Source organism: Postechiella marina (assembly GCF_039538365.1).
Taxonomy (GTDB): domain Bacteria; phylum Bacteroidota; class Bacteroidia; order Flavobacteriales; family Flavobacteriaceae; genus Postechiella; species Postechiella marina.
On sequence record NZ_BAABCA010000002.1, the window covers coordinates 93,549 to 107,179 of the forward strand.

Below are 13,631 nucleotides of genomic sequence, written 5' to 3' on the forward strand. Positions count from 1 at the left end.
TTTAAAAGGTTACGTTTACAGCAAAACTTATAGTTCGCATAGGCATGTAATAATATGGATGTGTGCCTAAATCTGAAGCCTCTGGATCCCAATAATCTATATTAGTTATAGAGAAAAGATTACTACCTGTTACAGATAAACGTAAAGCATCAATTCCTAAATGCTGTAAGGCTGGAAGGTCGGGAACATTATATGCAAACTCTGCATTTCTTAATTTTACAAACCAACCATCTGTTAACCAATAGTCTGAATTTGGATCATTATTACCAGAGTTTCCTTGGTAATTTCTTGGTAACCAAGAAATTGTATTGTCTTCTGTCCAAGCATTTGTAAAAGCAACAATTCCGTTACCATCATTTACAAAAGGAGATGGTTTATAGCTATGAATGTAACGCGAACCTCCTTGAAAATCTGCACTTAACTCAAAGCCTTTGTAAGCAAAAAAAGTATTTAGTCCAAATACGACTTCTGGCATACCTCCACGACCAATAAAAGTACGATCGTTACCATCAATTAAACCATCTGGAATTCCATCTGGTCCAGAAATATCTTTATACTTAATATCTCCAGATTGGTAATCTCCAAAAAAGGATTGATCTGGAGAGTTTGCTACATCGTCAGCATTTTTAAAAAGTCCTAATGAGACATATCCATAACGAGAATCAAATGAGCGTCCGGTTTGTTTTAGTCCATCTGGAATATTAGCACTCTCAGACATTTCTATAATTTTACTGGTAGCATAGGTAAAAGTTCCTTGAAGACTCATATTTAAATCTCCAAAGTTATTTTTATACCTTAAAGAAGCTTCTAACCCCTTATTTTCTACAATACCAGAGTTAAATGGCGCTAGAGTTGCTCCAACTTCTAAGGGAATATCTGCTCTAGAAATTAATAAACCCTCTGTTCGTTTTTTAAATAGCTCTAAATCACCTGTTATTTTGCCATTAAGAATTCCATAATCTAAACCAAAATTATAAATCTTAGCCTTTTCCCATGTTACTACTGGGTTAGGTATTACATCTGGCGAAATGGCTTGCAGATATCCTGTTCCTGTAATTGTTCCTGAAGGATTATTACGTGTTTCACTAAACTCAAAAAGAGACAAATATTGATACGGGTTAATACGATCGTTACCGTAAACACCCCATCCTGCTCTAAGTTTTAAGTTAGACAACCATTCGATATCGCTCATAAAATCTTCGTTCGAAATTCTCCATCCAGCAGATAATGCAGGAAACCATCCACCAGCATTATCTTTAGGAAAGTTAAACGACTTATCGTAGCGTGTATTTAATTGAAGTAAATACTTATTATCGTAATTATAATTAATACGCATAGCGTATCCTAAACGTGCATTTTCGTTTGCAGAACCATCGTTACTAACTCGTGCAGTAGAACCAGCAAAAAGTTGATCTATGGATTCTGAAATAAACCCATCTCTAAAGCCTTCAATCCACTCATTATAATAATCTGAATGTTCGAATACGAATAAACCTCCTAACGAATGTTTACCAAAAGTTTTTTGATAATCTAAAATAAATTGCCCTGTTTTTCTAGTTCTTTCGGTCATACGTTGAGTAAGCTCTGCAGAAGCAATAGATTGTTTTTTATCTAACACAGGATCTGTTCCGGTGTAAAAAGTGTACGGTGTTTCAAAAGTTTTCTTTTTAAGAAAATCTCTATCAAAGGAGTATGCATATTTTGCAATTAAACCTTCTACAAAAGGCACCTTATACTTAAAGCTAAGTGTACTTTGAAAACTGGAGTTTTGGTTTCTTTCATATCCTGAATTATTCATGTATCCAATTGGAGATGCATTCAACCCATTCCAGTGCAACTCTTGTTTCCCGTCTATATAAACATATGGCGCAAAAGTTGGGTAACTCGTACTTATTAATTGGAAATTTTCATTTGCAGATTCGCTTCTTTTATCCGATCGCCCTGCTATATTTAAAGACATGCTTAAATTTTTAGAAATGTCTCCATCAATATTTACACGTAAATTATATCTCTTATAAGAAGACAAATCATACAAACCATCTTGATTAAGATACTCTAAAGACGTTAGATATCTTACATTTTTTGTACCATTAGAAATTGTTATAGCATGTGTTTGAATTGGTGCACTTTTTTTTAAGCTTTCTTCCCACCAATCTGTACTTGGTTCTGATCCATCTAGAAAAGCTGCTAGTTGCTCATCAGTAAATTCAGGCACATAATCGCTTCCAGAAATATCTGCTGTGTTCTTAATTGCCTCATTTAAATGCGTTGCATATTGGTAAGCGTTCATTCTATCTGGCAAAAATAAAGGTGTTTGAGTCCCAAAACTAGTCGAATAATTAACCTCTGCAACACCTTCTCTAGCTCGTTTTGTAGTAATAAGAATAACACCATTTGCACCTTTAACACCATAAATAGCAGCAGATGCAGCATCTTTTAATATTGTTACACTCGCTATATCGTTAGGGTTAATTCTATTCATACCTCTTTCTATACCATCTACTAAAACAAGAGGAGAATTGTTACTGTCGCTAAATGTACTTTTTCCACGAATAAAAAAATCGACATCCTCGCCACCAGGGCTTCCACTTCTAGACATTGCAGTAACTCCCGTAACCTTGCCTGCTAAACTCGATGCTAAATTTGGAGTAGCTGCTTTAACAAACGAGGTTCCTTTAATTGTAGATACAGACCCGGTTAAATCTGCTTTTCTTTGCGTACCGTAACCAACAACAACAACTTCATCTAAAGACTCATTATCTTCTTCTAAAATAATATTGATGGTAGTTTGGCTACTTACATCAACCTCTTTGCTTTTATATCCTAAAAAACTAACCACTAAAACATCGGTATTAGCTACATTTTTTAGACTATAATTTCCATCAAAATCAGATTGCGTTCCATTACTTGTTCCTTTTACTATAATGTTGGCTCCTGGTAAAGGTCCATTTTGGTCAGAAACAGTTCCTTTAATCCCATTTTGACCTATCGAGGTCATACTTGTGAAAAACACTAAAAAGTATAGTAAGACTTTACCATACTCTAATAGTTTGAGTTTGTTTTTTTTCATAAAATTCTTGATTTAATTTAGTTACAACAAAGAACATAAACAACTAAAAACAAGAAGGGTAAAATAATACTTAATAAAGGGGGTAAATTGATTTGCAGCAAGAATACAACGCCTAAAAACTAAACAAAAAAGGCAACTACAAAAACGTTAAAACCCCTGAAAGAAACTAGAACTTATAAAGCATTAACTAAACAAAAAAAACACAAATAAATAAAAAAGAAACGCTTTACATTTTCTTAGACGAATTGCGTTTAATAAGTTCGATATCCAAAACAGCAGACTGTTTTTTTCTATTAATATCTTTATTTTTTATTTGCTGAAGAAGTACTGAAGAAGCTATTTTTCCCATTTCGAAATCGGGCTGATTAATAGTAGTAAGTGATGGCTCTATAACTCCCGAAATAGGATCGTTATTAAAACCTACCACAGCAATATCATCTGGCACTTTAACACCTTTACTTTTAAAATACTGCATAGCTCCAATTGCAGCTGTATCGTTGGCAGAATAAACACCATCTACAACAGGCAATTTTAATACTTTTTTAGCCGATTCGATACCGTTATCTTCAGAAAGCATAGACTCAAAACAATAAGCTTCGTTAAACTCTATATCATGTTTTTTTAAAGCATCGATATACCCTTGCTTTCTATTTCTATAGAGCGATACGGTTTGAGGCCCAGAAAAATAAACAATATGCTTACACCCATTTGCAATTAAATGCTCTGTTGCTTCAAAACTAGCCTTGTAATCGTTAATACTTATACTTGAACAATTTTCAAAATCGCAAGGCCTATCATAAAACACAATTGGCCCAACATTATTTAAATAAGGTTTTAAATGATCCATATTTTCTGTCTCCATAGATGTAGATATAAGTATACCATCTACCCTATTGGATAAGAGTGAATTCATAATTTTTTTCTCTCTATCTAAACTTTCTAAAGACTGACAAATAACAACATTATACCCTGCTTGATATGCGGTTTCTTCGATACCTGAAATAACATTAGAGAAAAAATTACGAGAAATTCTAGGCACAATAACTCCTATTGTATTGGTTTTATTGGTTCTTAAATTAGAAGCCAAACTATTACGTTGGTAACCCAGCTCGTTAGCCTTATCTAGAATGCGCTTTTTTGTTTTTGCAGATACTCGTGGGCTATCGTTTAAAGCTCTAGAAACTGTAGAACTATCAATTTCTAAAGCCCTGGCTAAATCGTGTATAGTTATTTGTTCTGTTTTCTTCACTTTTACTTATAAATTAACTATTGCTTCATACCATTTTAGCTATAAAAAATTCAAATATAAGTTATAAAAACAGTTAAAACCAATATTCCCTTTTATCAAATATAGTAATTAATTTTAAAAATACAATCGATTGTATTTTTAAAATTAATTACTATATTTACAAAAAATTAACACTATTACAATTATGGAAGATCAATATGAAGTACGCTATGCAGCTTCTCCTAGAGAAGTTAAAACCATGGATACTCAACAACTTAGAAACGAGTTTTTAATTGAAAAAGTACTTGAGTCTGACAAAATAAATCTTGTATATTCGCATTACGACCGTTTTATTGTAGGTGGAGTTATACCTGCATCTAAAACCATTACTTTAGACAGTATAGACCCTTTAAAATCTGAAAACTTTTTAGACCGCAGAGAATTAGGCATTATAAATATTGGAGGTTCTGGAACCGTTACTGTTGATGGTGTTGCTTATAACCTAAACCACAAAGAAGCTCTTTACGTAGGTCAAGGAAATAAAAACGTTGTTTTTTCTAGTGCTTCGCCTAGCGAGCCTGCAAAATTCTATTTAAACTCTACTCCTGCCAACAAAGCATTCCCTATTAAAAAAATTGGTATTAACGATGTTGAGGTGGTGCAATTAGGTGCTCCAGAAACAGCAAATGCACGTACCTTAAGAAAATATATAGTAAACAGTGTGGTAGATGTTTGCCAACTACAAATGGGAATGACATCTTTAAACCCTGGCAGTTGTTGGAACACCATGCCTGCACACGTACACGATCGTCGTATGGAAGTGTATTTTTACATTGAAGTTCCAGAAGAGCAAGCAGTATCACATTTTATGGGTCAGCCACAAGAAACTAGACATATCTGGATGCAAAACGAGCAAGCAGTAATTTCTCCGCCATGGTCTATTCACTCTGGATCTGGCACGAGTAACTACACCTTTATTTGGGGAATGGCTGGCGAAAACTTAGACTACTCTGATATGGATATGGCTAAAATAACAGATTTAAGATAAATTAAATAAAAAATAACATGTCTATTAATTTATTCGATTTAACCGGAAAAATAGCCCTTATTACTGGCGGAACCCATGGCTTAGGACAAGCCATGGCAACAGGTTTAGGAAACGCGGGAGCAACCTTAGTAATTAATGGTGCATCTTCTCAAGAAAAACTTGACAATGCTGTAGCGTATTACCAATCTTTAGGTTTAAAAGCTCATGGATACCTTTTTGATGTTACCCAAGAAGACCAAGTAATTAGTAACCTTGCAAAAATTGAGCAAGAAGTAGGAAACATTGATATTCTTGTAAATAATGCAGGAATTATTAAAAGAACACCTCTTGAAGACATGGAAGTTGCCGATTTCGAGCAAGTTTTAAAGGTAGATTTAGTAAGTCCGTTTATCATGTCTAAGCACATTGTAAAAGGCATGATTGCAAGAAAAGAAGGAAAAATAATTAACATTTGTTCTATGATGAGCGAATTAGGGCGTAACACTGTTGCAGCCTACGCTGCAGCAAAAGGCGGACTTAAAATGTTAACACGAAATATGGCTACAGAATGGGCAAAGCACAATATTCAAATTAATGGTATTGGTCCTGGTTACTTTGCTACAAGCCAAACAGCTCCTATTCGTGTAGACGGACACCCTTTTAACGATTTTATTGTTGGCAGAACACCTGCAGGACGTTGGGGAGATCCAGACGATTTACAAGGCGCTACAATTTTTTTAGCATCAGAAGCTAGTAAGTTTGTTAATGGTCAAATTATCTATGTAGATGGCGGTATATTGGCAACTATAGGTAAACCTGCAAACGAATCTTAGGTAAAAAACATTCGTTTAATTTATAAAACAGTAATTAAACGAATGTTATATCATTTAAACTAAACCAAAAATAACCACCACAATGAAAGCTTTAAAAGTACTTTTTACTATAATTATTATTAGTTTTCTAACAGCCTGCTCTCAAAAAAAATCGGCACTTTTAATTAAAGTACAAAATACACTCGACATTGAAAGAACTTCTGAAACTGTTGAGCTTTCAAAATCATTTTTAAAAGTTGAAAACCTAGCATCTTATGGTGTAAAAAATGTTAAAACCAATAAGGTTTTAATCTCTCAACTTATTGATAATAATGATGACGGTATAATAGATGTTTTACTATTTCAAGTAAACATCGCTGCAAATTCTACAAATACTTATCAAGTTATAAAGCTTTCTAAAGAAGAACAAATTAAGCATCAAACCATTTGCTACTCTAGGTTTGTACCAGAACGCACAGACGATTATGCTTGGGAAAACGACAAAGTTGCTTTTAGAGTTTTTGGACCAAATGCCCAATACCGCTTTGAAAACAAGCTTAAAGAGGGCACACTTTCTAGTGGTGTCGATGCTTGGCTAAAACGTGTAGATTACTCTATAATTAATGGTTGGTACGATAAATACACCAATAAAACAGGAAGTTACCACGAAGATACAGGCGAAGGTTTAGATAATTTTCATGTAGGTAGTAGTCGTGGTGTTGGTGGTTTGGCATACAAACAAGATAGCACCTATTACATTTCAAAAAATTTCACAAAGTGGAAAACCATTACAACAGGACCTATTAGAACTAGCTTTTATTTGGAATATGATCTTTGGGGACCAGAAGGCAAACAAATTAAAGAATCTAGAATTATAAGCTTAGATAAAGGAAGTAATCTATCTAAATTCGAGGTAAATATAGAAGGCGTAAAAACAATATCTGCTGGTTTAACACTTCATGAAAAAGACGGATTATTATCGACTCATAAAGACGAAAATTGGATTAATTATTGGCAACCTCACCTTGGTAAAACCCAAATAGGAACTGCTATTATAGCACCGTCTTTACATTACGCTGGCAACGAAAAATACGACGTAAAAACTAAAGACTTAAGTAATGCCTATGTTCACCTAAATGTAAAAAATAATAAGGTTATCTATTACTCTGGGTTTACTTGGTCTAAAAGCAATCAGTTTAAAGATAAATACCAATGGGAACGTTATTTAAGCGCTTTCTCAAAAAAAATTAACACACCTTTAAATATTAACATAATAAAACAATAAAAACACATTTTACGTGAGTACAATATTCAATATAAAAGACAAAGTCGTAATCATTACTGGTGGTTATGGTGTTTTAGGTTCAAACATAGCAAAACATTTTATTGAAGCAGGAGCAAAAGTTGCCATATTAGGAAGAAATCAAGAAAAAGCAGAAACGTTTGCAAATTCAATATCAACTACAAACGCAAAAGGTTTTAAAGCTGATGTTTTAAACAAAGACAATTTAATTGCTGTAAAAGAAAATATTTTAAGTACTTGGGGACACATAGATATTTTAATTAATGCTGCTGGTGGTAATATGCCAGGAGCCACAATTTCTCCAGGCGATTCTTTATTTGATATGTCTATTCCAGATTTTCAAAAGGTAACAGACCTAAATTTAATGGGTACCGTTGTACCATCTTTGGTATTTGGCAAACACATGTCTAAACAAGGCAATGGCTCTATTATTAACATAAGCTCTATGGCTGTACCACAAGCGCTTACCCGTGTAGTTGGCTACTCTGCATCTAAGGCAGCCATGGAAAACTTTACAAGATGGATGGCGGTAGATATGGCATTAAAATTTGGCGACAAAATTCGTGTAAATGCTATAGCTCCTGGTTTTTTTATTGCAGATCAAAACAGAAAATTACTAACCAACGAAGATGGATCTTTAACAGACAGAGGAAATACAATAATTGAAAACACACCTATGAAGCGTTTTGGAAATGCCGAAGAACTTAATGGTGCTGTACAGCTATTAGCATCTGATGCTGGTAAATTTATTACAGGAACTGTAATTAGTATTGACGGAGGTTTTGGAGCCTTTAGTGGCGTTTAATAAATAAGAAAATATGCAAGAAACATTTAGATGGTTTGGTGAGGCCGATGCTGTTAAACTATCAGATATAAAGCAAGCTGGCGCAACAGGAGTAGTAACCGCATTACACCATATTGCTAATGGCAAACTTTGGGAAATAAGCGAAATACAAAAAGTAAAAAACAGCATAGAAAACGCAGGTTTGCATTGGTCTTTTATAGAAAGTATACCCATACACGAAAATATAAAACTGCGCATTGGCGATTATAAAGAACGCATAGAAGTATACAAGCAAAGCTTAAGAAATGTTGCTGCTTGTGGTATTAAAAATGTATGCTACAATTTTATGCCTGTGCTAGATTGGACCCGTACACATTTATTTTGGGAGTTAGAAGATGGCAGTACAGCTTTACGATTTGATAAAGTAGAAATGGCTGCTTTCGAGTGTTTTATAATGCAACGCGATGGTGTAGAAAAATCGTACTCTACAGAGGTTTTAGAGCAGGCAAAAATGCGCTTTGAAAATATGACTCCAAAAGAAAAACAACGTTTAAGAGATAGCATTTTAAAAGGTTTACCAGGAACTGTTGACGATTTAAGCATTCCTGTTTTTAAAGAGATGATTGCCCAATACGATAATGTAAGTCACAATATTTTAAAAGCAAATTTATGCTATTTTTTAAACGAAGTTATTCCTGTTTGTGAAGAACTAGGCATTAAAATGGCTATTCATCCAGACGATCCACCAATGGATATTATGGGTTTACCAAGAATTATTAAATCGGAAAGCGATTTGGACGATTTAGTTAATTTTATAGATAGTCCTTCTAACGGTATTACGTTTTGCACCGGATCTTTAGGCGCAAACCCTAATAACGATTTACCTAAAATGATTGAAAAATTTAAAGACAAAATACACTTTCTTCATTTAAGAAATGTAAAACGAGAAGATAATGGGAGCTTTTACGAAGACAACCATTTAGACGGATCTTCGAACATGTTCGAAGTGGTAAAAACAGTGCTTAAAATAGAAAAAGAACGTGGTGTATCTTTACCTATGCGCCCAGATCATGGACACCAAATGCTTCAAGATTTAAAAAATAACGATAGCTATGCTGGCTACTCTGCTATTGGTCGCTTACGCGGATTAGCAGAATTACGTGGTTTAGCTTTAGGTATATCTAAAAGCAATGCACAGTAGTATGAGTAAAATAAAAGCTAGCGGATTTATAACAGATGATTTTTTACTAGAATCTGAAGCAGCAAAAACGCTGTATCATAATTATGCAAAAGATTTACCTATTATAGATTACCACAATCATTTATCGCCTCAACTTATTGCAGAAAATAAACCTGTAAATAATATTACCGAAGCGTGGTTAAAAGAAGATCATTACAAATGGCGTGGCATGCGCGCTAACGGTATTGAAGAAAAATTTATAACAGGAAATGCACCGTTAGAAGATAAGTTTTCTAAATGGGCCGAAACTGTACCATATACTTTAAGAAACCCTTTATTTCATTGGACGCAATTAGAATTAAAAAGGTATTTTGATATCGATAGTATCCTACAACCCAATACTGCTTCAGAGATATACAAAAAGGCAAACGCTATATTATCAACTAAAACACCTGCTCAATTATTAGAACAAATGAAGGTTGAAGTGGTTTGTACTACAGATGATCCTGCTGATAGTTTAAAATACCATCAACAAATTGCGAAACAAGATTTTTACACAAAAGTGTATCCTACGTTTCGCTCTGACAACCTATTTTTCATCCAGCAAGATAATTTCAAAAGTTATCTAAAACGTCTTGAAAATGCAGTTAATTTCCCCATCACATCTTATCAAGAATTAATAAAAGCTATCGATTCTAGAATTGAATTCTTTCATGAAAATGGTTGTAGACTATCAGATTACGGTGTTAGCGGAGCTTTTACCATTGTTGATTATACGGTTGAAGAAGTTTCTAAAATTTTTAGCAATTATTTAAAAGGAGGTACATTATCTAGCTCTGAAATCAATAAATACAAATCGTCTATTTATATTCATTTAGGAAAAAAATATCACGAAAAAAATTGGGTTCAACAATACCATTTAGGGCCTTTAAGAAATAATAATAAACGTTTACAAAAACTATTTGGAGCAGATGCTGGTTGCGATTCTATAGGCGATTATTCTATGGCAGAATCTATGTCTAAATTACTTAGTCAGCTAGACGAAACCAATCAACTTGCAAAAACTATTTCTTATAATTTAAATCCTTCGCAAAACGAAGTATTTGCTACCATGATGGGTAATTTTAACAATGCCGATGCTCCTGGAAAAATGCAATGGGGTTCTGCTTGGTGGTTTTTAGATCAAAAAGATGGTATGGAAAAACAAATAAACACTTTATCTAACCTTGGCTTACTAAGCCGATTTGTGGGTATGCTTACAGATAGTCGAAGTTTTTTATCTTTCCCTAGACACGAATATTTTAGGCGCATTTTATGTAATATTATAGCAGAAGATATTAATAAAGGATTAGTGCCTAATGATATCGCCTTTCTTGGCAAAATGATTCAAGACATATGCTACAATAATGCCATAAACTATTTTAAGTTTAACCAAACAACAGAGCAATGAATTATAAAATAATATTAATAGCACTACTATTTACGGGCTTTTTATCCTGCAAAAAAAGTGATAATTCTAAAGTGCTATATTTAGGGCATACCTTACCGCAAACGCACCCTGTGCATAAAGGTATTTTAGAATTTCAAAAGGCTTTAGAATTAAAATCTAATGGCACTTTAAAGGTTCAAATATTTCCAGATGCCCAATTAGGTTCAGAACGAGAGGTTTTAGAGTTATTACAAATTGGCAGTGTCGCAGCAACAAAAGTAAGCGCAGCAACCCTATCTAATTTTGTTCCCGAATATCATATTCTAGGTATACCTTATTTGTTTAGAGATAAAGAACATCAATTTAACATTTTAGAAGGCGATATAGGCAAATCTATTTTGGCCAAAGGATCTAAATTTTGGTTACGCGGTTTGTGCTATTACGATGCAGGAAGCAGGAGTTTTTACACGAGTAAAAAAGCCATAAGAACACCTAAAGACTTAGAAGGTCTTAAAATTAGAGTGATGAACAATCAAATGGCCATTAACATGGTAAATTCTATGGGAGGATCTGCAACGCCATTGGCCTACGGAGAACTATATACAGCAATACAACAAGGTGTAGTTGATGGGGCAGAAAACAACCCGCCATCTTTTGTATCATCAAACCACTACGAAATTAGTAAGTATTATACTTTAGATCAACATTCATCTGTGCCAGATGTACTTTTAATTGGTACAAAATACTGGGAAAGTTTATCTAAACAAGAACAAATTTGGGTACAAGAGGCTGCAGACGAATCTGCTCAAGCTCAAAAAGTTTTCTGGAACGAATCTGTAGAAGAATGTATGGCTATTGCTAAAAAAGCAGGTGTAGAGGTTATTATTCCAGAAAAGTCTCTGTTTGCAGAAAAATCTAAATCTGTAGTAGAAGATTTTGTAAAAGAATATCCTGAAATGGCAGATATTGTAAAACAAATTAAAAAATAAAAAGGATGAATAAATCAGAACTTATATTTAATAAATGTAATAAAATTCTTGAAATCATTCTAATTTCAATTTTTGCTCTCTTAGTTTTAGATGTCCTTTTTCAAGTGTTTTCAAGATATATTTTAGGCACCTCTTTTACTTGGACCGAAGAGTTTGCAAGGTTTTCTTTAATATGGATGACCGTTTTAGGAGCTGCTTATCTTAATGCCAAGAAAGAGCATTTGTCTATGGATTTTTTATATGATAAATTATCGGTTACAAATCAAAAAAAAGCATCAATTCTTATAGAAATATTTGTATTTCTTTTCGCTTTAATTGTTATGGTTATTGGAGGTTCTAACCTTGTTTATACAACACTACACTTAGGTCAACTTTCTGGAACATTACGTATTCCGCTAGGTTACGTTTATGCTATTATGCCTTTTAGCGGGCTATTAATCATGGCTTTTTCGATATATCATATTTCAAATATTAACAAAATCAATAATTAATTATGAGTATAGAAGTTATAAGTATTATCGTTTTGTTTGTTAGTTTCTTTGGACTTTTACTTTTAAAAGTGCCTGTTGCTTATAGTATTGGTATTGCTACTACATTAAGTCTTTTATTAAACATAGACAAGCTGCCTGGAATAACAACCATTGCACAACGCATGACTACTGGTATAGATAGTTTTGCTCTTTTAGCTATTCCGTTTTTTGTTTTGGCAGGCGAAATTATGAAACAAGGAGGCATTGCCAACCGGCTTATTAATTTTGCTAAATCATTAGTAGCTAGTTTACCTGGCGGATTGGCTTACGTTAACATATTAGCATCTATGTTATTTGGAGCTATTTCTGGGTCTGCAGTAGCTGCAGCGTCTGCTATTGGTTCTATTATGACAGATAGAATGGAAGATGAAGGCTACCCAAGAACTTTAAGTGCTTCTGTAAATATTACAGCATCTACAACTGGATTATTAATTCCGCCTAGTAATATATTAATTGTTTATGCCTTAGCAAGTGGTGGTACAGCGTCTGTAGCTGCTCTATTTATTGCAGGCTATTTACCTGGTATTTTATTAGGGTTGGCAATTATGGGCTATGTTGCTTTTATTGCTATTAGCAAAGGATACCCCAAAGAAAAACGCGCAACATTGTTAGAAATTTGGACCTTTTTTAGAAAAGCTTTTTTTAGCTTACTACTACTAGTTATTGTTGTTGGCGGTATTGTAGCAGGAGTGTTTACAGCTACAGAAGCTTCTGTAATTGCAGTATTATATGCTGCTGTATTATCGCTAATTTATGGCGATATGAAATTTACAGATTTCCCAAAAGTATTACTATCAAGTGCCAAAACTACTGCTGTAGTTATGTTTTTAATATGTACATCTATGGCTATGTCTTGGTTATTTTCTTTTGAAGGCATTCCTGAAATGATTAGTACATTTTTATTAGATTCTTTACACAATAAATTTGTTATATTTTTAGCTATTAACCTTATTCTATTGATTATTGGTACTTTTATGGATATGACACCTGCTGTGTTAATATTTACACCAATTTTTCTTCCAGTTGTAACTACTTTGGGCATGGATCCGGTACACTTTGGAATTGTAATTGTTTTAAACCTTTGTATTGGCATTTGTACGCCTCCTGTGGGCACACTACTCTTTGTTGGTAGTGGCGTTGCCAAAGTTTCGGTTACACAAGTAATAAAACCTTTACTCCCATTTTTAGCTATAATGGTGGCAGTATTAATGTTAATAAGCTATATTCCAGAAATATCTATGTATTTACCAAGACTATTTGGCTTAAAGTAAATTGATTA

11 protein-coding genes are annotated in these 13,631 nt (G+C 33.6%); 9 read left to right on the plus strand and 2 right to left on the minus strand.

The features are described from left to right. Nucleotide 1: 1 nt before the first annotated feature. Nucleotides 2-3,070, minus strand: coding sequence for a SusC/RagA family TonB-linked outer membrane protein (locus ABD715_RS04205; RefSeq protein ID WP_344786841.1), 3,069 nt, complete (start codon nucleotides 3,068-3,070; stop codon nucleotides 2-4). A 226-nt stretch (nucleotides 3,071-3,296) separates the two neighbouring features. Then, entirely contained in the window at nucleotides 3,297-4,319 is a 1,023-nt protein-coding gene (locus ABD715_RS04210) for a LacI family DNA-binding transcriptional regulator (protein WP_344786842.1), read from the minus strand. Between the two features lie 184 nt (nucleotides 4,320-4,503). Here ABD715_RS04210 and kduI point away from each other — a divergent pair, with 184 nt between their 5' ends. The 9 genes from kduI (at nucleotide 4,504) to ABD715_RS04255 (ending at nucleotide 13,623) form a co-directional block, all read left to right on the plus strand. Next, complete coding sequence (gene kduI / locus ABD715_RS04215; RefSeq protein WP_344786843.1) at nucleotides 4,504-5,346, plus strand: 5-dehydro-4-deoxy-D-glucuronate isomerase; 843 nt, start codon at nucleotides 4,504-4,506, stop codon at nucleotides 5,344-5,346. Nucleotides 5,347-5,363: 17 nt separating this feature from the next. Beyond that, entirely contained in the window at nucleotides 5,364-6,158 is a 795-nt protein-coding gene (locus ABD715_RS04220) for a gluconate 5-dehydrogenase (protein ID WP_344786844.1), read from the plus strand. Between the two features lie 82 nt (nucleotides 6,159-6,240). Continuing rightward, on the plus strand, nucleotides 6,241-7,422 hold the full coding sequence (locus tag ABD715_RS04225) for a DUF4861 family protein (RefSeq protein WP_344786845.1): 1,182 nt from the start codon (nucleotides 6,241-6,243) through the stop codon (nucleotides 7,420-7,422). 13 nt (nucleotides 7,423-7,435) lie between these two features. Continuing rightward, nucleotides 7,436-8,245 (plus strand): SDR family oxidoreductase, encoded by an 810-nt coding sequence (locus ABD715_RS04230; protein ID WP_344786846.1) that lies wholly within the window; start codon nucleotides 7,436-7,438, stop codon nucleotides 8,243-8,245. A gap of 13 nt (nucleotides 8,246-8,258) precedes the next feature. After that, a complete protein-coding gene (gene uxuA, locus ABD715_RS04235; protein ID WP_344786847.1) occupies nucleotides 8,259-9,425 on the plus strand; it encodes a mannonate dehydratase in 1,167 nt (388 codons plus the stop codon). A 1-nt stretch (nucleotide 9,426) separates the two neighbouring features. Beyond that, nucleotides 9,427-10,854, plus strand: a complete 1,428-nt coding sequence (gene uxaC, locus ABD715_RS04240) for a glucuronate isomerase (RefSeq protein ID WP_344786848.1) — start codon at nucleotides 9,427-9,429, stop codon at nucleotides 10,852-10,854. Further along, nucleotides 10,851-11,822: a TRAP transporter substrate-binding protein gene (locus ABD715_RS04245; protein ID WP_344786849.1), complete on the plus strand. Its 972-nt coding sequence runs from the start codon at nucleotides 10,851-10,853 to the stop codon at nucleotides 11,820-11,822. The genes uxaC and ABD715_RS04245 overlap by 4 nt, the downstream gene beginning before the upstream one ends. Nucleotides 11,823-11,827: 5 nt before the next feature. Then, complete coding sequence (locus ABD715_RS04250; RefSeq protein WP_344786850.1) at nucleotides 11,828-12,313, plus strand: TRAP transporter small permease; 486 nt, start codon at nucleotides 11,828-11,830, stop codon at nucleotides 12,311-12,313. 2 nt (nucleotides 12,314-12,315) lie between these two features. Continuing rightward, nucleotides 12,316-13,623: a TRAP transporter large permease gene (locus tag ABD715_RS04255; protein ID WP_344786851.1), complete on the plus strand. Its 1,308-nt coding sequence runs from the start codon at nucleotides 12,316-12,318 to the stop codon at nucleotides 13,621-13,623. The last annotated feature ends 8 nt before the right edge of the window (nucleotides 13,624-13,631 follow it).

Excerpts from the sequence above, each read along its gene's own strand:
- ABD715_RS04205 (WP_344786841.1), bottom strand. The coding sequence starts at position 3,070 with ATGAAAAAAAACAAACTCAAACTATTAGAGTATGGTAAAGTCTTACTA.
- kduI (WP_344786843.1), top strand. The coding sequence starts at position 4,504 with ATGGAAGATCAATATGAAGTACGCTATGCAGCTTCTCCTAGAGAAGTT.
- ABD715_RS04220 (WP_344786844.1), top strand. The coding sequence starts at position 5,364 with ATGTCTATTAATTTATTCGATTTAACCGGAAAAATAGCCCTTATTACT.
- ABD715_RS04225 (WP_344786845.1), top strand. The coding sequence starts at position 6,241 with ATGAAAGCTTTAAAAGTACTTTTTACTATAATTATTATTAGTTTTCTA.
- uxuA (WP_344786847.1), top strand. The coding sequence starts at position 8,259 with ATGCAAGAAACATTTAGATGGTTTGGTGAGGCCGATGCTGTTAAACTA.
- uxaC (WP_344786848.1), top strand. The coding sequence starts at position 9,427 with ATGAGTAAAATAAAAGCTAGCGGATTTATAACAGATGATTTTTTACTA.
- ABD715_RS04245 (WP_344786849.1), top strand. The coding sequence starts at position 10,851 with ATGAATTATAAAATAATATTAATAGCACTACTATTTACGGGCTTTTTA.
- ABD715_RS04250 (WP_344786850.1), top strand. The coding sequence starts at position 11,828 with ATGAATAAATCAGAACTTATATTTAATAAATGTAATAAAATTCTTGAA.
- ABD715_RS04255 (WP_344786851.1), top strand. The coding sequence starts at position 12,316 with ATGAGTATAGAAGTTATAAGTATTATCGTTTTGTTTGTTAGTTTCTTT.